We start from the raw sequence: 21,601 nt of genomic DNA, 5'->3' as shown, positions 1-21,601 counted from the left end.
CAGTGTCGATAAATGACCCTAAGGCCATCGCTAGGACACCGCCGCCTGCGTTTCTCTTTCCAAATCAACAATGTCAAAGACCCGAACCGCCTCAGCAGCCCAACCGTTTAACGCCCAGTCCGCGGCGGAGGCGGCGATTTACTCGCCTCATTTTCTCAAGTCAAGCAGTTCTTTTTGAAGAAGAACTTCTTTTCTCGAGCCCGCCCCGGAAGAGCGGCGGAGGCGGCGATCTAAAGACTGCCGAACCCCGTGTCAACCGCCTCTTTCGAGGATTTTGCGGACCGAAGAGCGAACCCTTCAAACTGCAAAAAATCGTCGGGTGGGAGGCCCGAAAGCCGCCCGCTGAACCCTTACGATTCGATCGGAGCCGCGGAACTTAGTGACCTCGTCTTCGAATGGCAAGAGAGGAAATCCCTCGCCTTCCAATCCGGCGTTTTCGGCTGGTGCCTGAACGCTTGATGGCCGCCCGTTCCGCAGGCGAGGCGCCGCTATACGGATGCTCCTTGAGCGCCGCAAGTGATTCCTTGCGTGAATGCGATTCAGCCCGGCGCCCCGTCGCGCTTCCCGCCGACGGCCGACGGTTTCCGACCGCGAGAACGGCTTTGGCGACGACAGTCTTCAAGCCGCCGGAGCCGAAGGCGCCCACGCGACCTGAGGGCAGACGGATCAGAACAGCATCAGATCGCCGGGCGCTTGCGACGGCGCCGTCGCCTCGCCCTTGGCGGCCCCGAGGCGTTCCGCCATGTCCGCCAGCGGCAGGCGACCGACGGCCTCGGCAGGATCGGCGCCGTCGCCCAGCATTCTGAGCAGGCCCGAAAGCGCCTCCAGGCGTTGGGTCAGGGCGTCCAGCGCCTGGGCCTCGGTCAGGATCCCGGCGCGTTCGTCCGGCGCCGCGCGGCGGACCAGATCGCTGACAAGGGTCTCGATCCCGGCGATCTGCTCGCGCACGCTGATCAGCTCGCCGGCTACGGCGGTCAGAAGTTGGGCGTGTCCAGGCGACGGGGCCATCAGAACAGCTCCAGCGCGCCGGTGTCGGCCGGCGGCGCGACGGGCACGGGCCTGGGGGCGACGGTGTCGGTCACCGCCCGCTGCAGCGCGCGGCCGCTGACGGGCCAATAATGCACCCGACGGCCGCCCTCCCCGCGCAGGCTGCCGCCCACGACCGGTATCCCCTCGTCGTGCAGGAAACGCTCGGCGAAGTCGGCGTTGGCGCGGCCGACGTCGCGCAGCCCATCGAACATGCGCCCGCCGCCGAACAGCTTGGCCTCCAGCCGGTCGCGCCGGCCGCCGGCCTTCAGGACGTCGTTGATCAGCAGTTCCATCGCGTAGGCGCCGTAGCGACGCCCCGCGTCGGCGCCCGCCCCGGCTCCCTCCGGCAGGAGAAAATGATTCATGCCGCCCACCCCGGCGACCGGATCGCGCAGGCACATGGCCACGCAGGAGCCCAGGATGGTGCTGAGAACGACGTTCGGATCGGACGTGAGGTGGTGCTCGCCCTGACCGACGTGAACGCGCTTTTCCACGCTCTCTCTCAGGGCGGCGAAACTCATGTCAGGGGGCCGAACACGGCTTCCAGCTTGCCCTTCAGCTGGGCGACCGTGAAGGGCTTGACCAGGTAGTTGTTGACGCCGAACTGCACGGCCTTCTGCACCAGCTCGCGATCGGCCCGGCCCGTCAGCATGATGAAGGCGGTCTTGGCTGTGGGCGGATGGGCGCGAACGGCGCGCAACAGGCCCAGGCCGTCCAGGTTCGGCATGTTGTAATCGGAGATGATCAGATGCACGGGCTTGGTGATCACATCGCGCAAGGCGATCTCGCCGTCGGACGCCTCGCGGATCTCGCGAACGCCGAGTTGCTGCAGGCTGGTGCGGACCAGCGAGCGCATCGTCATCTGGTCGTCGACGACCAGACAATGGAGTGAGGCGGCGGCGGGCATGATTTACGCTCCCGGGATCAGGCGACAGACCGTACGGCCGGATCGGCGCACAGTTCCAGAATGGCGGAGGACAGGCGGTGCAGCGGCAGCTGCCGCTCTACGGCGCCGAGTTCGAAGGCGGCCTTGGGCATGCCGTACACGACGCTGGTCGCTTCGTCCTGTCCCAATGTGCGGGCGCCCGCCTCGCGCATCGTCAGCAGGCCGCGCGCGCCGTCCTTGCCCATACCCGTGAGGATGACCCCCGTCATCGGCCGCTTAAGCCGAGCGACCGAATCAAACATGACGTCCACGGAAGGGCGATGACCGTTCACGGGATCGCCGACGGACAAATGGCAGCGCGGCGTCAGGCCCGGCGTCGTTTCCAGATGGGCGACGCCGCCCGGCGCGATGTAGATGTGACCCGGCTCCAATGGGGCGCCCTCGACCGCCTCCGTGACGGTGGGCGCGCAAACGCGATCCAGGCGCGCCGCGAAGCTGGCCGTGAAGTTCGCCGGCATATGCTGGGTGACGACCGTCGCCGGACAGTTCGCCGGAAAGCCGCCCAAGACGGTCAGGAGGGCCTCCACGCCGCCGGTGGACGAACCGATGGCCAGGACATGCCGAGGATCGGGGCTGTAGTTTTGCGGCGCCGCCTCTCGCGGCGGCGCGTCGCTTCTGGCGCGCACGCGCGACCGGGCGGCGGTCTTCACCTTGCCGATCAGATCATGGAAGGCCTCGGGCGTGGCGGTCGCAGGCTTGGGCACGGCGTCGACCGCGCCGATCTCCAGCGCAGCCAGGGTCACGTCGGTGCCCGCCGCCGTCAGTGTCGAGACCATGACCACCGGCATGGGCCGCAGGCGCATGATCTTCTCGAGAAACTCCAGCCCGTTCATGTTGGGCATCTCGACGTCCAGCGTCAGGACGTCCGGGTTCAGCGTCTTGATGGCGGCGCGCGCCTCGATCGGATCGGCGGCCGAGCCGACCACCTCGATCTCCGGATCCTGCCTCAGCGCCGCCGAGATCAGGTTGCGCATCGTCAGACTGTCGTCGACGACGAGGACTCTCACGGTCATGAGCGGCCTCCGAGGCGATAGGTGGTCAGGCCAGCGGTCTGCAGCTGCGCCGAGGCCGGGCCGCTGACCCGCTCGGAATGGCCGATGTACAGCGTTGCGCCCGGATTCATGATCGGGGTGAAGCGGCTCCACACCCGTTCCTGGGTCGCGTCGTCGAAATAGATCACCACGTTGCGGCAAAAGATGACGTCGAAGCGGCCCTTCATCGGCCAGTCGCCGATCAGGTTCAGCTCCCGAAACGCCACGAGCCGTTTCAGCTGGGCGCCGGCCGTCCATTGCCCGCGATCGGCGCGGTCGAAGTACTTGCGCCACAAGGTCGCTGGCGCGGGCTCCAACGCCTCTTCGGAATAGGTTCCGGCATGGCCTTGGGCGACCATGTTCGGATCGATGTCGGTGGCCAGGATGCGCACGTCCAGCTCGGCCGCCTCGGGCAGGGCCGACAGCAGCGTCAGCGCCATCGAATACGGCTCCTGCCCGTTCGAGCAGGCCGCCGACCACAGCCGCACGCGCCCGCCGGCCCGAGCCGTATCGACCAGCTTCGGCATGACCCGGTCGCGCAGATCGTCGAAGTGATGCGGCTCGCGGTAGAAGCGGGTGACGTTCGTCGTCAGGGCCGCCGTCATCGCCTGACGTTCGTCCACGCCATCGACGCCCTCGACCAGTGCGCAGTATTCTCGGAAACTGCGCAGGCCCAGCACGCGCAGGCGCTTGGCCAGGCGCGAATAGACCAGCGCGGCCTTGCCCTCGTTCAGGGCGATGCCGGCGTGGGCGTGGAGCATCTGGGCGATCTGGCGGAAGTCCTCGGCGGTGAAGACGAACTCGCCCTCGACCAGGGATCCCCGCCCGGCGGCGGACGTCATGCGGCCTCGGCCTCGCGTTCCGGCAGGACGTGGTCCAGCTCGATGAGGCTGATCATCCGGCCGTCGATCGAGAAGATGCCTTTGACGAATGATTTCACGTGCTCGCTCGCCACGTCCGGGGTCGGCTGCACCGAGGCGTCGCTCATCTGCAGGATGTCGGAGACGGCGTCGACCAGCAGCCCGACGGTGCGTCCGCCGATATGGGCCACCATAATGACGTGCCGCGCGGTCGGCTCGGTCGTCGGCAGGCCGAAGCGGGCGCCCAGGTCGATGATGGGCAGCACGGTGCCGCGCAGATTGATGACGCCCTTCATGTAGCCCGGCGATCGCGGCAGCGGCGTCGCCGGGGTCCAGCCCCGGATCTCGCGCACCGACATGATGTCGACGCAGAACTCCTGCGTCCCGATGCGGAAGGCGATCAGTTCGCGTTGGGCGGTGTCGTTGGCTTCGGTCATGGTCAGCTCGCGAGCTTCAGGTCGGAACGGGCGCCGGTGTGGCGGATGGCGACCAAGGCGTCGACATCCAGGATCAGGGCGACCCGGCCGTCGCCCAGGATTGTGGCGGCGGCGACGCCTTCCACCTGCTGATAGTTGGATTCAAGGCTCTTGATGACGACCTGGCGCTGGCCCTGGATGGCGTCCAGCAACAGGGCCGCGCGCTGGCCGGACTCGGTCTCGACGATGACCGCGATGCCCTGTGTCGGGTCCATCGGCGTCTCGCTGAAACCCATGACCAGGGCGACATCGACCAGGGGCACGAAGGCCTCGCGGAAGCGGATCACCGGATCGATGCCGCCGACGTAATGAATGTCTTCCGACTGCGGCGTCAGGCTCTCGACGATGGCGGGCAGCGGCGCGACCAGCGTCTGATCGGCGGCCGTGGTCACCATCCCGTCCAGAACGGCCAGGGTCAGCGGCAGGCTCATCGTGAAGGTCGAGCCCTTGCCGGGGACCGAACTGATGGAGATCCGGCCGCCCAGCGCCTGAATCGAGCGTTTGACCACGTCCATGCCGACGCCGCGGCCCGAGATGTCCGACACCACCGCGGCGGTCGAGAAGCCCGGCAGGAAGATCAGGTTGTCCACCTGCTCGTCGCTCAGAACGGCGTCCGGCGCGATCAGCCCCTTGTCCGTCGCGATCTTGCGCACCCGCTCACGGTTGATGCCCTTGCCGTCGTCGGCGATCTCGATGACGATCCGGCCGGACCGGTGCAGGGCGGCCAGACGCACCGTGCCTTCGGCCGGCTTGCCGGCCGCGATCCGCTCCTCTGGGGTCTCCAGCCCGTGGTCGATGGCGTTGCGAAGCATGTGGGTGATCGGCTCGGCCAGGCGCTCGACGACGGTCTTGTCGACCTCGGTATCCTCGCCCGCCGTGACCAGGCGCACCTGCTTTGAGACCATGTCAGCGACTTCCCGGACCAGGCGCGGCATCCGCTGGAACACCGACTTCACCGGCTGGGCGCGGATCGCCATGACGCTGTCCTGAATTTCACGGGTCAGCAGTTCGAGATCTTCCAGGCCCAGGGCGACGCCGGACGAGCGCGCCAGGCCGCTTTCCAGCACGCGCTGGGACAGCATCGCCTGCTGGATGACCAGTTCGCCCACCGCATTGATGAGGCGATCGACCCGGTCGAGATCGACACGGATGGTCACTGGCGCGGGCGCGGCGGCCTGCACGGGCGCCGCCTGAACCGCCGGGGGCGAAGGCGTCGACAGGACGGCGGGCGCGGCGACCGATGCGGGCGTCGCGGGCTCCGCAATCGGCGTCAAATCAGGCGCGGCGACGGAGGCGTCGCTCTGCGCCTTGGCCAGCAAGGCGGCGATGTCCAGATCATCGCTCGCCGGGACAACGGCCGGCGGCTCATCCCCGAAGGCGAACGCCTCGGGTGCCGCCGCCACAGGTCCGCCCAGCGGGGTGACAGTCAGGTCGCAATCGGCCTCGACGAAGTCGAACACTTCGCGCACCGCGGCTTCGTCGACGGCGGCCTCCAGCTCGACCGTCCAGGTCAGACACCCCTCCTCCACGTCCAGGGCGTCCAGCATCGGCACGTCTCTGTCGTCCAGCGACACGGCGATCGGGCCCAGGCGGCCCAGTTCGCGCAACAGGAGGCCGGCCTCATTGGCGTTGGCGTACATCTTGGCGTGCGGCTTGAAGGTCACGCGCCAGCCGAGGGGTGGGGTCGCCGGCGGCGCGAGCGGTTCATCCAGCGCCATGTCGAAGGCCATCGGCGTGAAGCCGAAATCGTCTTCTTCTTCCTCGATGGAAGGCGGCGGGGCCTCGCCTCCGTGGGTCAGCAGTTCCAGCTCGGCGACCAGGGCGGCGGACCGCGCCTCGTCCACCGGCGGCGTCAGGCCCTGCGCCGCCTGGACATGATCGGCCAGCACATCCGAGGCCCGCAGCAGCGTCTTGATGGTGATCGGATCGCATGGCTTCCGCCCGGCCCGAAGCTCGTCCATCAGCGTCTCGAAGACGTGCGCGAACCGGACCAGCGCCTCAAGCCCGAACGCGCCGGCCCCGCCCTTCACCGAGTGAACGGCGCGGAAGACGGCGTTGATGGTCTCAAGGTCCGTCTGGCCCTGTTCCAGCAACATCAGCTTCGATTCGAGGTCCGCGAGCAGTTCGTCGCATTCCTGGAAGAAGGTGGCCTTGATGGCTTCGAAAGCGTCCATGCGGCGCGGTCCGACCGATCTCTGGGTTAGGCCGCCACGCGGCGGACGGCGTCGACCAGCTTCACCGGGTCGAACGGCTTGACGATCCAGCCCGTGGCGCCGGCGGCGCGAGCGCGGGCCTTCTTTTCGGCGTCGCTCTCGGTCGTCAGCACGAGCACGGGCGTGGTCCGGTGGTTCGGATCGGCGCGCATCCCCTCGATGAAGCCGAACCCGTCCATGCGCGGCATGTTGATGTCGGTGATGACCACGTCCGCCCCCTTGGCGGCCAAGGTCTCCAGGCCGTCCACGCCGTCCACGGCCTGGATCACGGTGTAGCCCGCATCCTCGAGCGCCATCAGCAGCATGTCGCGCATGGTCCGCGAATCGTCGACTGTCAGTACGGTTTTGCTCACGCGAGCGCCCCCTCGGTGTTGAAATCAGGCGCGCCGAAGGCGGCCCATTGCTCGGCGAAAGCATCGGACAAAGGCGCTAACTTCAGATTGACGCCATCCGCCGCCCACGTGCGTTTCGCCGAAAGCAGAACCTGAAGACACAACCCGCCGAGGCGCTCCACGTCGGAGGCGTCGATGGTCACCCCCTGGCCGCGGCGCGCCAGCAGTTCGGCCTTCAGCGGCTCGGCCGCGTTCAGATCCAGCACGGCGGGCAGCTTCAGGACGTCGCTCATCAGAACTCCTCCCAGCCGTCCTCGAGCGCGGCGGTCTCGACCTTCGGCGCCGCGCCGCCCCGTCCGAGCGTCTTGAGCGCCTGGACCACGCGGTTGGAGCGCGGCGGCTCAGCCTGCCGGACAGGCGCGGCGGGAACAGGCCGTGCGGCGGGCGCCCGCGCGGCGTCGCCGACCCGGAACTGCGCGACCGACGCCTGCAGAACCTCGGCTTCCTGGGCCAGCGAATGGCTGGCGGCGGTCGATTGCTCGACCATCGCGGCGTTCTGCTGCGTCACCTGGTCCATCTGGTTCACCGCCGTGTTGACCTGGGCCAGGCCCACCGCCTGCTCCTGGGCCGAAGCGGCGATTTCGGTGACCAGGCTGTCGATCTCTGCGACGCGATCAACGATGCGCTGAAGGGCGTGGCCCGTCTCGTCGACCAGCTTGACGCCTTGGCCGACCTGTCCGGTGGAGGCCGAGATCAGGGTCTTGATCTCCTTGGCGGCCTCGGCCGAGCGCTGAGCCAGGGCGCGGACTTCGGAAGCGACCACCGCAAACCCGCGACCGGCCTCGCCCGCGCGGGCGGCCTCGACGCCGGCGTTCAGGGCCAGAAGGTTGGTCTGGAAGGCGATCTCGTCGATCACGCCGATGATCTGGTTGATCTGCGACGACGACTGCTCGATCGCGGTCATGGCGGCGACCGCGTCGCGAACGACCGCACCGCTCTTCTCGGCGTCGCCGCGGGCGGCTTGAACCACGTCGGAGGCCTGACGGGCGCCCGAGGCGGTCTTGTTCACCGTGGCGGTGATCTCGTCCAGAGCGGCGGCGGTTTCCTCCAGGGAAGCGGCCTGCTGTTCGGTGCGACGCGACAGATCGTCCGCGGCCTGGCTGATCTCGCCCGCGCCCGATTGAATGCCGGCGACATTGCTGACGACCACGGACACGGCCTGCTGCAGCTGGGCGATGGCGGCGTTGAAGTCAGTCTTCAACTGAGCCGATTTCGCGCTGAACTCAATATCGATCCGGTGCGTCAGGTCGCCGTTCGACATGGCCGACAAGCCTTGACCCAAGGCGGCGATGGCCCGGGCGTCCTCAGCGGCTTCGCGCGCCTTATCCGCCTCGCGTTCGGCGCGCTCCTGCTCGCTCATCTCGCGTTGGGCTAGGGCTTCCTGCTCGACGCGAATCTTTTCGATCGCCGCGTCGCGGAAGGCGACGATGGCCTGCCCCATCTTGCCGAACTCGTCCTTACGCTCGGCGCTCGCCACGGTGATGGTGGTGTCGCCGGCCATGAGTTTCTGCATGTAGCCGATCATCGTGAAGATCGGGCGCACGATGGAGCGGGTCGCCACGAAGCCGGCGATCAGCGCGATCACCAAGGCCGAGATCAGGCCGACGATGGTGGCGACCAGGGCGGTGCGGCTGGCGGCGGCCTGAGCCTCCATGGACGCCGTACGGGCCACGTCATTGGCGACCTTCAGCTGTTCGATCGTGTCTTCGACCGGGGCGACGAAGTTGTCGGCGGTTCCATTCCGTCCGACCATCTCAATGGCCTGGGCGCCCCGACCGTCGCGGACCATGGCCGATCCGGCTTCTACGACATTCTTGTACCAGGTCGCATTGCCCTCGACGGCCTTGTCGACGAGAGCGGCGCGATCGGCCGGCACTTCGCCACGCAGTTCATTCATCGCCGTCAGGAACTTCGCCCGGTGCGCATCGAGGCGTTCGATATAGTAGGGATCTTCTGACAGCAGGTAGCCGCGGAACGCATTCTCCTGGCGCGCCATGTAGAACTCCGCGGTCGCCGTTGCACGGTTCACCTGGTTTTCCGCCGAGCGGAGTTCGCCGGCTGCTTCCAGCCGGAGGAGGCTGGTGACGACCACTGCGCCCATGACGGCGATCGCCGCCAGCACAAGACCAAAGGCCGCAAAGAGTTTTCGGCCTACAGGCAGGTTTTCAATGAATTTCAACTCAACATCCCCCGGTTGATCGGTACTCAGAATGAATAGGTGGCGGCGGCCACGAGACGGCCCTCATAGGGCTCGCCGACGCTGTGGCGGTCTGTGTCGTACCAGCGCAGGTCGACGGCGAAGGCGTCCGTCAGCTTGTGTTTCGCACCGATGTTCCATGCGTTGTAATCAATGCCCCCGTCGGCCATGCGGTTGGCGACAGCAGCAGAAATCCTGGTCTTGGCGGCGACCGACACGGTGCCTTGCAGCTCAAGCCACCACGCTTCCTTGGTGGCGGCGAAACCGTCGGGCGAATAGTTGACGCGCAAGCGCGTTGCGACCGGACCAAGCTTGCGCGAAGCGTCGGCCTGATATTCCCAGTAATTATTGTCGACGCCGGCGCGGGCGCCCGGCAGGTCGCGGTTCATGACGCCTAGATCGAAGCTGAAACCGGCCGCCTTGGGCCGCCAGCCCGCCATGCTGATGACCTCAATGTCATAGCCTTGCGACCCGGCGGCGTCCGACACGAAGACGCTGGCGTAGCCGTCTCTGAAGCCGACCTCGGCCTTGGTGAAGGGCGCGACCTTCTCATCGCTCTTGCCCAGCCCCTTGCCGACATACTGGCTGGCGACGCCGGCGTCCAAGTCAAAGGATTGCGCACACGCCGCGCCGCCCATGCCCAGAGTGGTGGCGGTGGCGGTGACGGTGGCGGCGAATATGATAAATCGAGACTGGGATGCCATTTCGAACCTTGGAGACCTGCATTCTGCCATCCAAGGGTGAGGCGAGGATTAATACCGTTCGTGAACCGCGCGCTACGTACGAACCCCTAGCTTGACCGCAGCCTACCCACAACGTCGACCACACTACGCGCGCCTATAAAGCGTCGGCTTGTCGGTATCGCATCGACGGCACAAAGCCTTAGCCCAGGGCGGCGCGAAGCTTACGTAGTTGCCCTTAGCGCCCGCCCTGTTATACAAATTTCGACAAAATCGTGGCTCGAAGGGAGGAGAGTCAAATGTCTTCGCAGTTGCGCAAACGGAAATGACGGAAGCGCAGGCGTCGAATTTGCTCCCGCAGCTGCACACAAGAATGTTTCCGCACGCGCGCACCTCATGGTGGCAAGGTTCGATTATCGCCTGTATTTCGGTCGCAATCGCGATCATCCTCCGCAGCGCCCTCGAGGAGCTGGGACAATTCTACGATCTGCCCCTTGTTCCTGCGGTAATGGTCACAGCTCTGCTTGCCAATCGGTGGGCGGTGGCCGTGTCCATCCTTCTTGCTGTCGCCTGCAACATCGCGCTGGTCGACCGGGAGCACGCGGTCGACGAAGCCGCCAACGCCGCTCTGTTCGTGGTGGTCGCCTGGAGCGTCTCCGAGGTCTGCCTGCGACTGGTCGGCGCCCTTTCCCGATCGCGCAAGCTCACGCACGACCTTGTGGCGCGTGAAGCCCTGCTTGACGCCATCCTGGCGTCCACGCCCGTGATCACGCTCGATCGGACGGGCGCGATACGACGCATCACCCCGGCGGCGGCGTCGCTGGTCGGCGAGCCGGCGGAAGCCGTAGTCGGGCGCCCCATTGTCGACTTCATCGATGAGTTCGACCTTGAGGCCGCCTCCTCCGTCCACCAGGGCGGGGGGCTGGAAGCGCCGCCGGCGGGACATTGGCAGATACGCAGGGCTTCGGGCGAGACGTTTCCAATCAACATCCAGGCTGGCCCCCTGCCCGAGCAGGCCGATCCGGAGTCCATCGTCCTTGCCCTGGCGGATCAAAGCCGATCGGAGATGGCGCGGGACCGTTCACGGGATCTTCACGCCCAACTCAGTCAGGTGTGGCGGTTGAACTCCATGGGCCAGATGGCGGCGACCCTGGCGCACGAGTTGAATCAGCCCTTGACCGCCGCCGCCGTCTATCTGCACGCGGGACAGACCGACATCGCGCGATCCGGTCCGCTGGGCGACAGCGCCGCACGAAGCCTGGACCTGGCCAAGACCCAGCTCCTGCGGGCCGGCGACATCATCCGTCGGATGCGCGACCTGATCTCCACCGGCAGCCGCACCTTCGCCGAGGAGCGGGTGACGTCGATGATTGAGGACCTCGCCCCGGTCTTCTTTCTGATCAGCCGCGACACGGACATACCGATCCGCATTGACGTCCAGGATGACGACGCCGTTCTGGCCGACCGTATCCAGATCCAGCAGGCCGTCACCAATCTGGTTCGAAACGGTGTCGACGCCCTCAGCGACCGTCCGCACGGCCTGATTTCGGTGGTGGGCCGCTCGCTCGGCGACGCCGGCTACGAGATCGCGGTCGAGGACAACGGCCCCGGCATCGCCGAGGCGGACATGGACCGGATCTTTCAGCCGATGACGACGACCAAGGCGGGCGGGATGGGTCTGGGCCTTTCGGTCACGCGCTCCATCGTGGAAAGCCATGGCGGTCAGCTGACCGTGGGCCGAAGCCCGCTCGGCGGCGCCGCCTTCTCGTTCCGCCTGCCCCGCTTCACGGAGGTCGAAGCCGCATGATCCAGCATTCCGTCTTCATAATCGATGACGATCCGGCGATGCGGGACTCGCTTCTGACGCTGTTTCGCGGCGCGGGCATGCGCGCCCGCGCCTTCCCGGGCGGACGGGAGTTCCTGGACGGTCTGCCCGACGACAAGTCGGCCTGCGTGGTCACCGACATCCGGATGCCGCAGGTCGACGGCGTGGAGCTGATCCATCGGCTTCACGCGCTTCGGGGCGCGCATTGGCCGATCATCGTCATGACCGGGCACGCCGACGTTCCGCTGGCTGTCCAATTGATGAAGGCCGGGGTCGTCGACTTCATCGAAAAGCCTTTCGACCCCAATCGCATCCTCGAATCCGTACGCGGCTGCATGCTGTCGCTCGCGACCCTGGCGCCCGCGCTGGAAGCGCGCGAAGCCGCCATGCAGCGGTTGGCCACCCTGACGCCGCGCGAGCGCCAGGTGTTCGACGCCCTGATCGATGGGCGCTCCAACAAGGAAATCGCGCTCGATCTCAACATCAGCCCCCGCACCGTCGAGATTTTCCGCGCCAAGGTGATGCAGAAGATGGAGGCCGACAGCCTGTCCGCGCTGGTGCGCATGGGATTGCGCGTCGGCGACGCTTGAGCCGACGCACAATCATCGCCACCTTGTCGGCGATATGAGCGACCGGTCCGCAGGCCTCGCCCCGTCCCGCGTCACCGCGGTCTTGGGGCCCACCAACACCGGCAAGACCCATCTGGCGGTCGAGCGGATGCTGGGCCACGCCTCGGGCATGATCGGCCTGCCGCTGCGACTGCTGGCCCGGGAGATATATGAGCGGATCGTGCGCCAGCGCGGCGCGGCCGCCGTCGCCCTGATCACGGGCGAGGAAAAGATCGTCCCGCCCCGCCCCCACTATTTCGTCTGCACCGTCGAGGCCATGCCGCTGGAGCGGTCGGTCGAATTCCTGGCCATCGACGAAATCCAGCTGGTGGCCGACCCCGAGCGGGGCCACGTCTTCACCCAGCGTCTGCTGCACGCGCGCGGACGATTCGAGACCATGTTCCTGGGCGCCGGTACGATGGAGCCGCTGATCCGCCGCCTGGTTCCGGATGCGGAGATCGTCACCCGCGACCGGCTGTCGACCCTGTCCTACGCCGGGTCCAAGAAGCTGACCCGCCTGCCCCGCCGCAGCGCCATCGTCGCCTTCTCCACCGACCGGGTCTATGCGATCGCCGAACTGATCCGGCGGCAGCGCGGCGGCGCCGCCGTCGTGATGGGCAGTCTGTCGCCCCGCACCCGCAACGCTCAGGTGGCGCTCTACCAGTCCGGCGAAGTCGACTTCCTGGTCGCCACCGATGCGATCGGGATGGGCCTGAACATGGACGTGGACCATGTCGCCTTCGCCGGCCTGCGCAAGTTCGACGGTCGACGAACCCGCTGGCTTCACGCCCATGAAATCGGACAGATCGCCGGGCGGGCGGGTCGCCACCTGCGCGACGGCACGTTCGGCGTGACGGCCGAGGCCGAGGATCTGGACGCCGACCTGGTCGAACAGGTGGTGGAGCACCGCTTTGACCCCGTCGAGACCGCCGAATGGCGCAACGCTCGGCTCGACTTCGACACCCTGCCCGACCTGTTGCGCTCCCTGACGGTCACGCCCCAGCGGCCCGGCCTAACCCTGACCGCCGAGGCACTGGACGAAACCCTGTTGCGTCGCCTGATCAAGGACGAGGAGATCGCCCGTGTCGGCCGCTCGCGCGGCGCCGTCATGCGGCTGTGGGAAGCCTGCCAGCTGCCCGATTTCCAGAAGACGACCCTGGACGAGCACGCGCGGCTGGCCAAGGATGTCTTCCAGGCCCTGACCGGCAAACGCGGCCGCCTGACCGACGATTGGATGGCGCCGCGCTTCGCCGCCGTCGACCGCGACGACGGGCAGATCGACCAGCTTTCGGCCCGGCTCTCCGCCGTGCGCACCCTGTCCTACATCGCCAACCGCCCCGATTGGGTTCACAACGCGCAAAGCTGGCGCGAGAGGTCGCGCGCACTCGAGGATCGCCTGTCCGACGTCCTGCACGAAAGACTGACCGCGCGCTTCGTCGACCGCCGCACCACCGCCTTGATGCGCGCTCTGAACGTGCGCGAGGAGGCATTCGCCGGCGTCGCCGACGACGGCGAGGTCACGGTCGAGGGCCAGGTGGTCGGACAGCTGGAGGGCGTCCGTTTTCAGATGGAGAAGGGCGCGTCCGCCTTGGAGGACCGCACGCTGCGCCAGGCCGCCGTCCGCGCCGTGACCCCCGAGATCAGCCGCCGCCTTGGACGCCTGGCCGCCGAGAGTGACGAGGCCTTTTCCGTCACGCCGGACGGGGCGGTCTTGTGGCGCGGCGTCCTGACGGCCCAGATTCAGTCCACGGCCGTCGGCGCCGATCCCTTTTCTCCCGTCGTCCGCCTGCTCGGCGAACTCGGGCCCGTTCCTGCGCGAGAGCGTGCGCGTCGCCGGATCGAGGCCTGGCTGGCGGCGGAAGCGGGACGCGCCCTGCGCGACCTGCGGCGCCTTCGTCAGGCCGTGGAATCCGGCGCTCTGAAAGGGCTTCCGCGCGGGATCGCCTTTCGTCTGATCGAGGCGGGCGGCCTGATCGATCGGCGCGACATCGAGCGTGACCTCGCCGCCCTGAGCCAGGTCGAGCGCCGCACGCTGAAGAGCTTCGCCATTCGCGTCGGGGTCCACTCCGTCTGGCTTCCCGGCCTGCAGAAGCCACGCGCCCGCCATTTCGCCCAGGCCTTCGTCGCCGCCCCCCTGATCGCCGCCGCGCCCGGTCCGATCCCGGCCCCGAGCGAGCCGCCCTCGCCCCGCCTCCTGTCCGCCCATGGCTTGCGGCAGGCAGGATCCTGGCTGGTCTCCGCCGAGACGCTGGAGACGATGGCGGAGTTGCGCGTCGCCGACGCCCAGACCCGGGGGCGTCTGTCCGATGAAGATCTGGCCCGGCTGGGCTGGAGCGCCGCTCAGGCGAAACAGATCATCGCGGCGCTGAAAACGGAGCGCGCCCGCCAGCCCGACAAGCCCGGCCAGGCGCCCCGACCGATCAAGGATTCGCCGTTCGCCGCCCTTGCGGCCCTGACGGAAACAGCGAAGGCGCCTGGGCGACGCCGGCCCCGTCGCAAGAGCCGCGCGTGATCCAGGACGCCTGTCGCATAGACGTGTGGCTGTGGCGGGCGCGCTTCTGCAAGAGCCGGAGCATCGCGGCGGACCTGGTCGAGCGCGGCGCCGTGAGACTGACGCGCCACGGGACCCAGATGCGCCTCGACAAGCCCAGCCGCAGCGTCCATCCGGGCGACCTGCTGACCTTCGTGCGCAACGGCGAGGCCGTCACCCTGCGCGTCGAGGCGTTGGGGGAAAGGCGCGGACCGGCCCAAGAGGCCCGCGCCCTCTACACCTTAGTTATGACTTGATGACGAACTCGCCCTCGATGTGCAGTTCGACCTCGTCCGACACCGCCGGCAGGGCGTAGTTGATGCCGAAATCCGACCGCTTGATCGTCGCTTCGCCGTCGAAGCCGGCCTTGTAGGAGCCCATGGCCTCGCCGGCCTGGTTGAAGTCCACCTCGATGGTGACCGGCTTGGTCACGCCGCGCAGCGTCAGGTCGCCGACCACCGTCGCCTCCGTGGGATCGTCGGAATCCACCGTGACGGAACGGGAGACGAACGTCGCCGTGGGATGATTGGCCGTGTCGAAGAAGTCGGCGGTCTGCAGATGCGCCTTCAGTCGGTCGTCGTTCGGAGCCACGTCGGCCAGCGGAATGGTCGCCGTCAGAGTGCTGGCGGAAGGGTTGGCCGGATCGAGCGTCAGCTGGGCCTGCACGTTCACGAACTGGCCGACGTATTTCGAGAAGCCGAGGTGGTTGACCGACCAGGTGATCTTGCCGTGGCCGGAGTCGAGGTCATAGGCGCCGGCGCGAACCTCGGCGGGGTTCTGGGTCAGGGCGGCCTGGGCCACCACGGCGCCGCCCGCGCCCAGGGTCAGGGCCACGGCGCCGGCGAGGGCGTATTTCAGAAACGGAGTGCGCATGGGGTGCCTTTTCGTCGGTGGTTAATATGCAATCAGAACAGTTGCGAATTGGCCTGTTCATTGTCAAGACGTCTTGCGAACGTCGCTCTTGAGCGCGCCGCCCGGTTGACAGTTGGTTGCGTGGCCGCCATGTCGCAGGCCTCCCGCCAACAGCTCGACTTTTCCACAGCCCAATGACCTACATCGTCACCGACGCCTGCGTGAAGTGTAAGTTCATGGACTGCGTGGAAGTGTGCCCGGTCGACTGCTTCTACGAAGGCGAGAATTTCCTGGTCATCGCCCCGGACGAATGCATCGACTGCGGCGTCTGCGAACCGGAATGCCCCGTCGACGCCATCGTGCCGGACACCGAGGACGAGCCGGATGGCAAGTGGCTGCAGGTCAACGCCGAATACGCGAAGATCTGGCCCAACATCACCGTCAAGGGCACGCCCCCCGCCGACCGCGAGCAATATGAGCGCGAGACCGGCAAGTACGAAAAATACTTCAGCCCGAAGCCCGGCAAGGGTTCCTGATCTCAACAAGCCTGCGGCCGGTCGCCCGACCATTCGCGACGCCGGCGGCGCATATCGGCGCATTCGGCCCACCTCCAGCGTTGCTGCGCCCCGCCAGGCCCAGCACGCCTGGCCCAGGGAGCGGCCTGCCAGAGGCCATCCTCCTCCGCTCCCCCGCCTTCCCCGCGACAGATGATCCCGTCAGCCGAATGACTCGGCGCCGCCGCGGTCTCATCGGGCGTTGAGAGCCAGCCCACCGCCGGCGAATATCCGCTAGCCGACACGGCGGAACTGGCCGGGAAAAGCGCGGCTTATGGGACCGGTCCCCCGTCCGGGTCCGTCAGGCCGCCCGCCGTATCGGCGCGGGCAAGGAACATCATGCCCCTCATTTCTCTTGCTCGCCTCCTCCTGGGATGGCTCTCGCTCGCCGTCCTGGTTCTTGCCGCCTATCTTCTGGTCAGCTGGTTTCGCGGGGAGGCTGTGCTGGACGCCGACGGCGTCGCCCGCGTCGTGCGCCAGGACTGGAGGCTGTGGACGGGGCTGATTCTGCTCGCCTGGTCCTTCTGCGGCCGATGGATCGTCACACCGCTGCTGGCGCGTCCGGACAAGGACAAGACCCGGCCTGAACGCAGCGGCGGCCAGATGGCCCCGGGTTTCGACGGGGCGGCCCTGTACGTCGAGCGCCACGGCCCCGCCGACGGTCCCGTGGTGGTCCTGACGCACGGCTGGGGGCTGGACAGCACGATCTGGTCCTACGCCAAGCGCGATCTCTCCACCCGGTTTCGCCTGATCAGCTGGGACCTTCCGGGCCTCGGTCGGTCCAAGGCCGGCGACCGTCTGACCCTCGAGACGCTGGCGGAGAACCTGCGGGTCGTCATCGGCCTGGCCGGAGGTCGCCCTGTGGTCCTGGTGGGGCACAGCATCGGCGGGATGACGATCCAGACTCTGGCGCGGGATCATCCGGAACTGTTCGATCGGACCGTCGCGGGCGTGGTCCTGGTCAACACCACCCACACCAATCCCTTGAAGACCATGATCCTGGCCCGGCTGATGCAGGCCCTGCGCGGGCCGGTCCTGGAGCCCGTCATGCAGCTGGCGATCTGGCTGCAACCGCTTGCCTGGGCCGGCGCCTGGCAGGGCTATCTCAGCGGCTCCGCGCACATCGCCAACCGCCTGGGCTTCGGTCGGTACGTGACCCGCAGCCAGCTGGAGCACAACACCCTTCTGGCCACGCGCAATCCTCCTGGCGTCCTGGCGAAAGGCAGTCTGGCGATGTTCCGTTGGGACGCGGGCGCCGGTCTGGCGCATCTCAAGACGCCGACGCTCGTGCTGGCCGGCGACATGGACATCGTCACCAAGCTGGAGGCGGGCCGCCGGATCGCCAGCGCTGCGCCGAACGCCCGGTTCGAAGTCGTCGAGGGCGTGAACCACATGGGCTTTCTGGAACGGTCGGACGTCTACAACGCCGCCATCGCCCGCTTCATCGACGGACTGCCCGACACCCGACCGGTTCCGGTCGGAGATGCAGGTCCGCCCGTCCGAACGTCTGCTGCGTGACTTTCGGAACGGCGACGGCGGCCTTCGGTTACGGGTCCATCATCTCGATCAGGACCTTCGGAAATGTTCATTGCGCCGCTTCCGACCTCGACACGAATCCCGTCCTGGGCGCGCGGCCCGGCCGCGGGCAAGACCCTTGGCGACTGATCCCTCGAGCCGCCGGGCGTCCATGCCGCGCTATCATTTCCACACGCTGAATGGACGCCTGTTCCGGGACATGGACGGGGAAGACCTTGCGGACGACGCTGCGGCGCGTCGAAAGGCGCTTATGATCATGGGCGAAGTGCTGCGCGACGGCGGCATCGACCTGTGGGGCGCCGATCCTTTCCGCGTGCTGTGCATCGACGCCGCGGGATCTGTCGTGACAGGCCTTGTCGCGCAGGAAATGCCGGCCGGGGCCGCCGCTCGCATTTTGGCGAACCTTGAACTCGAAGCCAGCGACGGCTGAAGGCTTTACCGTCGGCGCAGGCCATTCAGCTCGGCGCCTTTGGCGATCAGTATCCGACGTTCCCCTTCCGTAACCTCGACCTGATGGGCCAGCGGCCATTCGGCGAGCGTGGCGGCGAGGCCGGCGGGAACCTGGGCGTCGTCCTCGCAGTCGAGGATCCGCAATTCGGGAACGCCGCCCGAACGCACCTGAACGAAGCAGAAGTAGGTCGGCATGTCCTCACTCCGTGGAGGAATTCGCCGTATGCGCACGCAGCATCGTCCGCATTCACCTATGTGAACGCCATTGCGCTCCGCAACGCTTAAGCGCCCGCGACGTTATGTGCCAGCGGGGGTGATTCTTGGATGAGCTGATCGAAAAACTGGGCCGCCGAGACGTTCTGACGCCCCACGAGGCGGCGGCTCTTAGGGGGGTTCTGGGCCGCCCGCAATCTGTCGCCGCCGGAACCGACATCGTACGCGAAGGCGATCGGCAAGATCACAGCACCCTCGTCGTCAGCGGATTCACCGCCCGCTACACGACTCTTGCGGACGGCGGGCGCCAGATCACCGAACTGAACGTCAGCGGCGACTTCATCGACCTCCACAGCTTCGTCATGAAGCAGATGGACCATGGCGTTGTCGCTCTCACGGACTGCGTGATCGCCCAGGCTCCGCACGCCGCCCTGCGCCGGCTGACCGAAGAGCATCCTCATCTCACCCGCTTGTTGTGGCTGGACACGGTGATCGACGCCGCCATCCACCGCCAGTGGATCGCCTGCATGGGACGCCGGACCGCGCTTGCGCACCTCGCGCATCTGGTGTGCGAACTCTACAAGCGGCTTGAGGTCGTGCGGCTGGCGGCTGACTGCACGTTTGAGCTGCCGCTGCCGCAGGCGGTGTTGGCCGACGTGCTGGGTCTGTCCACGGTGCATGTGAACCGGCTGATCGCCGAACTCCGCTCCGGGGGCGTGCTGACCTGGGCCCAAGGACGTGTCGAAATCCTTGATTGGGACAAGCTGGCGGAGTTGGCGGAGTTCGACCCCGCCTTCCTGCGCCTTCGGAGCGAACCCGTCTGAGCGTCTAGTTTCCCGCGACCGCCTCCGCCGGATCGGCCGCGGCGGTCGCCAGGCCCGGAAGCTTGCGATACGTCGCCAACGCCTGCCCCACGACCTGGTCCATGTTGTAGTACCGGTAGGTCGCCAGCCGGCCGACGAAGGACACGTCGGTTTCCGCGGCGGCCAGCGCCTCATACTGCTTGAACAGCGTCTGGTTCTCCGGTCGCGGGATCGGATAGTAGGGATCGCCCTCGGCGGCGGGGTATTCCCACGTCACGCTGGTCGAACCGTGGCTCTGGCCGGTCAGGTGCTTGTACTCCGTGACCCGCGTCCACGGCGTCGCCTCGTCGGGGAAGTTGATCGTGGCCACGACCTGGGCGTGCGGCTCGGCCAGGGTCTCGTGCCGGAACTGCAGCGAGCGATAAGGCAACCGGCCGTGGCGAAAGCCGAAATACTCGTCGATGGGCCCGGTATAGACCAGGTGATCCCAGGTGACCTGCGCCTTCACATCCTCGAACGCGACGCCGGTGCGCACCTCTATGTTCGGGTGGTCGAGCATGCGCTCGAACATCCGCGTGTAGCCGTCCAGCGGCATGGCCTGGAAGGTGTCGGTGAAGTACCGGTCGTCGGTATCGGTGCGGGTGGGCACGCGCGAGGTGACGGACTTGTCCAGTTCGGAAGGATCCAGACCCCACTGCTTGCGGGTGTAGCCCTGGAAGAAGGTCTCGTAGAGCTCGCGGCCGATGGCGGAAACCACCACGTCTTCCGAGGTGCGCACCACGTCGACGGGCTCGGCGCGGGAGGCCAGGAATTCGGCCGCCTCCGCATCGGACTGGAGGTCGACGCCATACAGGCTGTTCAGCGTCGTCCGATTGATCGGCATAGGCACCAGCATCTCGCCGACCTGAGCCAGCACCCGATGCTCATAGGGCCGCCAGCGCGTGAACCGGCTCAGATAGGCGAAGACGTCGACCGAGTTGGTATGGAAGATGTGCGGGCCGTATTCGTGGATCATCACACCGGCGGCGTCGAGGTGGTCCCAGGCGTTGCCGGCGACATGGGGGCGTCGATCGATGACCAGCACGCGCTTGCCCGCATCGGCCGCCAACCGCTCGGCCATGACGGCGCCGGCGAACCCGGCGCCCACCACCAGCACGTCATAGTGCGGCTTGACCGCACGTCGGGGCGACGATGAACGTTCGCGGTCGGCCGGACGTCCAGCGGCCTTGCGCGCCTGCACCCGGTCCAGCTGCGCCGACATGCGCAGCAGGGTCTGGTCCCAGGACAGGTCCGCCAGCGTCAGGTCCGTTTCGTCCAGCCACTCCGTCGACGAACCTCTGACCATGGCCAGCGCCGCCTCGCAGGCGTCCACGAACGCCGCCGGCGTGTCTGCGATCCAGACCGAGGACAACGCGCCATAGTGCCGCTCCACGTCGCGGATCCGAGTGGAGACGACCGGTCGGCCGCCTGCCAGATACTCCGGCGTCTTGGTCGGGCTGATGAAGCGGGTGGAGTCGTTTATCGCGAACGGCATCAGGGCCACGTCCCACTCGGCCAGCGCCGCAGGCAGGTCGTCATAGTCGCGCGGCCCGACGTATTCGATGTTGGGCCGACGCGGCAGGTCGTCTTCGGAAATCTTGACCACCGGACCGACCATGACCAGCGTCCAGTCCGGACGGGCGTCCGCGATCGCGGCGATCAGGTCCAGGTCCATGCGCTCGTCGATCACGCCGTAGAAGCCGAGCCGCGGCGTGGCGCCGGCTCCTGCCGGAACGGCCCGCGCCTGCGCGAAGTGCGCCCTGTCGACGCTGGACGGGAACGGGTGAATGTCAGGGTGAAGCTTCTGCTTGGCCTCGTACAGGCTGTAGCCGCCGGTGAACATCAGGTCCGAATGGGCGATCAGCTCCTGCTCCAGCGGCCGCAGTCCGGGCGGGGCGAAGCGGAAGTTGGCCAGCTCGTCCATGCAGTCATAGACGATGGCCGAGGCGACGATGTGCCGTGACATCGGCAGCATCATCGGCGTGTAGTACCAAAGGACCGGATCGCGGATGTCGGCTGCGGCCAGGGTTTCGTCCAGCAGGTCCCGCAGCACGAGGTCGAGCGGCTCGCCGGCCATCCCTTCGGGCGTCCTGGGCGTGACAATCGTCACACCGCTTTGCGCGCAAAGCCGCACCTCCATCGAGGGAGGCGCGCCCGGCGCGGCCGGCATAGGCTCTTCCACGTAGAAGACGGCGCGGTCCGCTGCGAACCGGGTCATCAGATGCTGCGGCCGCTGGAAGACGAAGTCCCAGCGCAGGTGCGACAGGCAGACGATCGGGGACGCCGCCCCGGTGCGACGGGGCAAGGGGACGACGCGGGAGCCGGCGACGGACGGGGTTTGCGGCGGTTGGGTCATGAGCGGCTTTC

General features: G+C 67.3%; 22 protein-coding genes. 8 read left to right on the top strand and 14 right to left on the bottom strand.

Features of this window, described 5'->3' with window-relative positions:
- Positions 1 to 666: 666 nt before the first annotated feature.
- From ACE3PU_RS01130 to ACE3PU_RS01080, 11 genes are all read right to left on the bottom strand, one after another.
- Entirely contained in the window at positions 667 to 1,008 is a 342-nt protein-coding gene (locus tag ACE3PU_RS01130; protein ID WP_374385770.1) for a hypothetical protein, read from the bottom strand.
- Positions 1,008 to 1,550 carry a chemotaxis protein CheD gene (locus tag ACE3PU_RS01125; protein ID WP_374385768.1) on the bottom strand — a complete coding sequence of 181 codons (543 nt, stop codon included), beginning with the start codon at positions 1,548 to 1,550 and terminating at the stop codon, positions 1,008 to 1,010. Before ACE3PU_RS01125 ends, ACE3PU_RS01130 begins: the two co-directional genes overlap by 1 nt.
- Positions 1,547 to 1,936 carry a response regulator gene (locus ACE3PU_RS01120; RefSeq protein WP_374385766.1) on the bottom strand — a complete coding sequence of 130 codons (390 nt, stop codon included), beginning with the start codon at positions 1,934 to 1,936 and terminating at the stop codon, positions 1,547 to 1,549. The genes ACE3PU_RS01125 and ACE3PU_RS01120 overlap by 4 nt, the downstream gene beginning before the upstream one ends.
- A 17-nt stretch (positions 1,937 to 1,953) precedes the next feature.
- Positions 1,954 to 2,988 (bottom strand): chemotaxis response regulator protein-glutamate methylesterase, encoded by a 1,035-nt coding sequence (locus ACE3PU_RS01115; protein ID WP_374385764.1) that lies wholly within the window; start codon positions 2,986 to 2,988, stop codon positions 1,954 to 1,956.
- Positions 2,985 to 3,848: a protein-glutamate O-methyltransferase CheR gene (locus ACE3PU_RS01110; RefSeq protein ID WP_374385762.1), complete on the bottom strand. Its 864-nt coding sequence runs from the start codon at positions 3,846 to 3,848 to the stop codon at positions 2,985 to 2,987. The genes ACE3PU_RS01115 and ACE3PU_RS01110 overlap by 4 nt, the downstream gene beginning before the upstream one ends.
- Positions 3,845 to 4,303 carry a chemotaxis protein CheW gene (locus tag ACE3PU_RS01105; RefSeq protein WP_374385760.1) on the bottom strand — a complete coding sequence of 153 codons (459 nt, stop codon included), beginning with the start codon at positions 4,301 to 4,303 and terminating at the stop codon, positions 3,845 to 3,847. The genes ACE3PU_RS01110 and ACE3PU_RS01105 overlap by 4 nt, the downstream gene beginning before the upstream one ends.
- A gap of 2 nt (positions 4,304 to 4,305) precedes the next feature.
- The gene (locus ACE3PU_RS01100) at positions 4,306 to 6,516 is read right to left on the bottom strand and encodes a chemotaxis protein CheA (RefSeq protein WP_374385758.1); all 2,211 of its coding nucleotides are present in this window, start codon (positions 6,514 to 6,516) and stop codon (positions 4,306 to 4,308) included.
- A gap of 26 nt (positions 6,517 to 6,542) precedes the next feature.
- Positions 6,543 to 6,908, bottom strand: a complete 366-nt coding sequence (locus tag ACE3PU_RS01095; protein ID WP_374385756.1) for a response regulator — start codon at positions 6,906 to 6,908, stop codon at positions 6,543 to 6,545.
- Positions 6,905 to 7,180 carry an STAS domain-containing protein gene (locus tag ACE3PU_RS01090; protein ID WP_374385754.1) on the bottom strand — a complete coding sequence of 92 codons (276 nt, stop codon included), beginning with the start codon at positions 7,178 to 7,180 and terminating at the stop codon, positions 6,905 to 6,907. Before ACE3PU_RS01090 ends, ACE3PU_RS01095 begins: the two co-directional genes overlap by 4 nt.
- Positions 7,180 to 9,048 (bottom strand): methyl-accepting chemotaxis protein, encoded by a 1,869-nt coding sequence (locus ACE3PU_RS01085; RefSeq protein ID WP_374385772.1) that lies wholly within the window; start codon positions 9,046 to 9,048, stop codon positions 7,180 to 7,182. Before ACE3PU_RS01085 ends, ACE3PU_RS01090 begins: the two co-directional genes overlap by 1 nt.
- 104 nt (positions 9,049 to 9,152) lie before the next feature.
- A complete protein-coding gene (locus ACE3PU_RS01080) occupies positions 9,153 to 9,848 on the bottom strand; it encodes a TorF family putative porin (protein WP_374385752.1) in 696 nt (231 codons plus the stop codon).
- Positions 9,849 to 10,056: 208 nt separating this feature from the next.
- On the opposite strand from ACE3PU_RS01080, the gene ACE3PU_RS01075 reads away from it, so the two are divergent.
- From ACE3PU_RS01075 to ACE3PU_RS01060, 4 genes are read left to right on the top strand one after another with little or no spacing between them, the layout of a single operon-like run.
- On the top strand, positions 10,057 to 11,631 hold the full coding sequence (locus ACE3PU_RS01075) for a nitrogen regulation protein NR(II) (protein ID WP_374385750.1): 1,575 nt from the start codon (positions 10,057 to 10,059) through the stop codon (positions 11,629 to 11,631).
- A complete protein-coding gene (gene fixJ, locus ACE3PU_RS01070; protein WP_374385748.1) occupies positions 11,628 to 12,239 on the top strand; it encodes a response regulator FixJ in 612 nt (203 codons plus the stop codon). Before ACE3PU_RS01075 ends, fixJ begins: the two co-directional genes overlap by 4 nt.
- A 34-nt stretch (positions 12,240 to 12,273) precedes the next feature.
- Entirely contained in the window at positions 12,274 to 14,769 is a 2,496-nt protein-coding gene (locus ACE3PU_RS01065) for a helicase-related protein (RefSeq protein ID WP_374385746.1), read from the top strand.
- Entirely contained in the window at positions 14,766 to 15,044 is a 279-nt protein-coding gene (locus ACE3PU_RS01060; protein ID WP_374385744.1) for an RNA-binding S4 domain-containing protein, read from the top strand. The genes ACE3PU_RS01065 and ACE3PU_RS01060 overlap by 4 nt, the downstream gene beginning before the upstream one ends.
- Here the strand turns inward: ACE3PU_RS01060 and ACE3PU_RS01055 are convergent.
- The gene (locus ACE3PU_RS01055; RefSeq protein WP_374385742.1) at positions 15,034 to 15,660 is read right to left on the bottom strand and encodes a YceI family protein; all 627 of its coding nucleotides are present in this window, start codon (positions 15,658 to 15,660) and stop codon (positions 15,034 to 15,036) included. The two genes, ACE3PU_RS01060 and ACE3PU_RS01055, sit on opposite strands and share 11 nt — an antisense overlap.
- A gap of 173 nt (positions 15,661 to 15,833) precedes the next feature.
- Here ACE3PU_RS01055 and fdxA point away from each other — a divergent pair, with 173 nt between their 5' ends.
- The 3 genes from fdxA to ACE3PU_RS01040 all read left to right on the top strand — a co-directional run bounded on the left by fdxA (position 15,834) and on the right by ACE3PU_RS01040 (position 18,159).
- Positions 15,834 to 16,175 (top strand): ferredoxin FdxA, encoded by a 342-nt coding sequence (fdxA, locus tag ACE3PU_RS01050; RefSeq protein WP_312735981.1) that lies wholly within the window; start codon positions 15,834 to 15,836, stop codon positions 16,173 to 16,175.
- A 357-nt stretch (positions 16,176 to 16,532) separates the two neighbouring features.
- Positions 16,533 to 17,711, top strand: a complete 1,179-nt coding sequence (locus ACE3PU_RS01045) for an alpha/beta fold hydrolase (protein ID WP_374385740.1) — start codon at positions 16,533 to 16,535, stop codon at positions 17,709 to 17,711.
- Between the two features lie 169 nt (positions 17,712 to 17,880).
- Entirely contained in the window at positions 17,881 to 18,159 is a 279-nt protein-coding gene (locus tag ACE3PU_RS01040; RefSeq protein WP_374385738.1) for a hypothetical protein, read from the top strand.
- Between the two features lie 5 nt (positions 18,160 to 18,164).
- On the opposite strand, the gene ACE3PU_RS01035 is transcribed toward ACE3PU_RS01040, so the two are convergent.
- Positions 18,165 to 18,374, bottom strand: coding sequence for a hypothetical protein (locus tag ACE3PU_RS01035; RefSeq protein ID WP_374385736.1), 210 nt, complete (start codon positions 18,372 to 18,374; stop codon positions 18,165 to 18,167).
- Between the two features lie 125 nt (positions 18,375 to 18,499).
- Here ACE3PU_RS01035 and ACE3PU_RS01030 point away from each other — a divergent pair, with 125 nt between their 5' ends.
- Positions 18,500 to 19,216, top strand: a complete 717-nt coding sequence (locus tag ACE3PU_RS01030; RefSeq protein ID WP_374385734.1) for a Crp/Fnr family transcriptional regulator — start codon at positions 18,500 to 18,502, stop codon at positions 19,214 to 19,216.
- Between the two features lie 4 nt (positions 19,217 to 19,220).
- Here the strand turns inward: ACE3PU_RS01030 and glf are convergent, their stop codons facing one another.
- Positions 19,221 to 21,590: a UDP-galactopyranose mutase gene (glf, locus tag ACE3PU_RS01025; RefSeq protein WP_374385732.1), complete on the bottom strand. Its 2,370-nt coding sequence runs from the start codon at positions 21,588 to 21,590 to the stop codon at positions 19,221 to 19,223.
- Between the last annotated feature and the right edge of the window lie 11 nt (positions 21,591 to 21,601).

Origin of the sequence: Brevundimonas sp., from assembly GCF_041911375.1 — a bacterium.
Lineage (GTDB): Bacteria > Pseudomonadota > Alphaproteobacteria > Caulobacterales > Caulobacteraceae > Brevundimonas.
This window is presented reverse-complemented; position numbering and strand designations above follow the sequence as displayed.

Excerpts from the sequence above, each read along its gene's own strand:
- ACE3PU_RS01130 (WP_374385770.1), bottom strand. The coding sequence starts at position 1,008 with ATGGCCCCGTCGCCTGGACACGCCCAACTTCTGACCGCCGTAGCCGGC.
- ACE3PU_RS01125 (WP_374385768.1), bottom strand. The coding sequence starts at position 1,550 with ATGAGTTTCGCCGCCCTGAGAGAGAGCGTGGAAAAGCGCGTTCACGTC.
- ACE3PU_RS01120 (WP_374385766.1), bottom strand. The coding sequence starts at position 1,936 with ATGCCCGCCGCCGCCTCACTCCATTGTCTGGTCGTCGACGACCAGATG.
- ACE3PU_RS01115 (WP_374385764.1), bottom strand. The coding sequence starts at position 2,988 with ATGACCGTGAGAGTCCTCGTCGTCGACGACAGTCTGACGATGCGCAAC.
- ACE3PU_RS01110 (WP_374385762.1), bottom strand. The coding sequence starts at position 3,848 with ATGACGTCCGCCGCCGGGCGGGGATCCCTGGTCGAGGGCGAGTTCGTC.
- ACE3PU_RS01105 (WP_374385760.1), bottom strand. The coding sequence starts at position 4,303 with ATGACCGAAGCCAACGACACCGCCCAACGCGAACTGATCGCCTTCCGC.
- ACE3PU_RS01100 (WP_374385758.1), bottom strand. The coding sequence starts at position 6,516 with ATGGACGCTTTCGAAGCCATCAAGGCCACCTTCTTCCAGGAATGCGAC.
- ACE3PU_RS01090 (WP_374385754.1), bottom strand. The coding sequence starts at position 7,180 with ATGAGCGACGTCCTGAAGCTGCCCGCCGTGCTGGATCTGAACGCGGCC.
- ACE3PU_RS01085 (WP_374385772.1), bottom strand. The coding sequence starts at position 9,048 with ATGGGCGCAGTGGTCGTCACCAGCCTCCTCCGGCTGGAAGCAGCCGGC.
- ACE3PU_RS01080 (WP_374385752.1), bottom strand. The coding sequence starts at position 9,848 with ATGGCATCCCAGTCTCGATTTATCATATTCGCCGCCACCGTCACCGCC.
- fixJ (WP_374385748.1), top strand. The coding sequence starts at position 11,628 with ATGATCCAGCATTCCGTCTTCATAATCGATGACGATCCGGCGATGCGG.
- ACE3PU_RS01065 (WP_374385746.1), top strand. The coding sequence starts at position 12,274 with ATGAGCGACCGGTCCGCAGGCCTCGCCCCGTCCCGCGTCACCGCGGTC.
- ACE3PU_RS01055 (WP_374385742.1), bottom strand. The coding sequence starts at position 15,660 with ATGCGCACTCCGTTTCTGAAATACGCCCTCGCCGGCGCCGTGGCCCTG.
- fdxA (WP_312735981.1), top strand. The coding sequence starts at position 15,834 with ATGACCTACATCGTCACCGACGCCTGCGTGAAGTGTAAGTTCATGGAC.
- ACE3PU_RS01045 (WP_374385740.1), top strand. The coding sequence starts at position 16,533 with ATGCCCCTCATTTCTCTTGCTCGCCTCCTCCTGGGATGGCTCTCGCTC.
- ACE3PU_RS01040 (WP_374385738.1), top strand. The coding sequence starts at position 17,881 with ATGCCGCGCTATCATTTCCACACGCTGAATGGACGCCTGTTCCGGGAC.
- ACE3PU_RS01035 (WP_374385736.1), bottom strand. The coding sequence starts at position 18,374 with ATGCCGACCTACTTCTGCTTCGTTCAGGTGCGTTCGGGCGGCGTTCCC.
- glf (WP_374385732.1), bottom strand. The coding sequence starts at position 21,590 with ATGACCCAACCGCCGCAAACCCCGTCCGTCGCCGGCTCCCGCGTCGTC.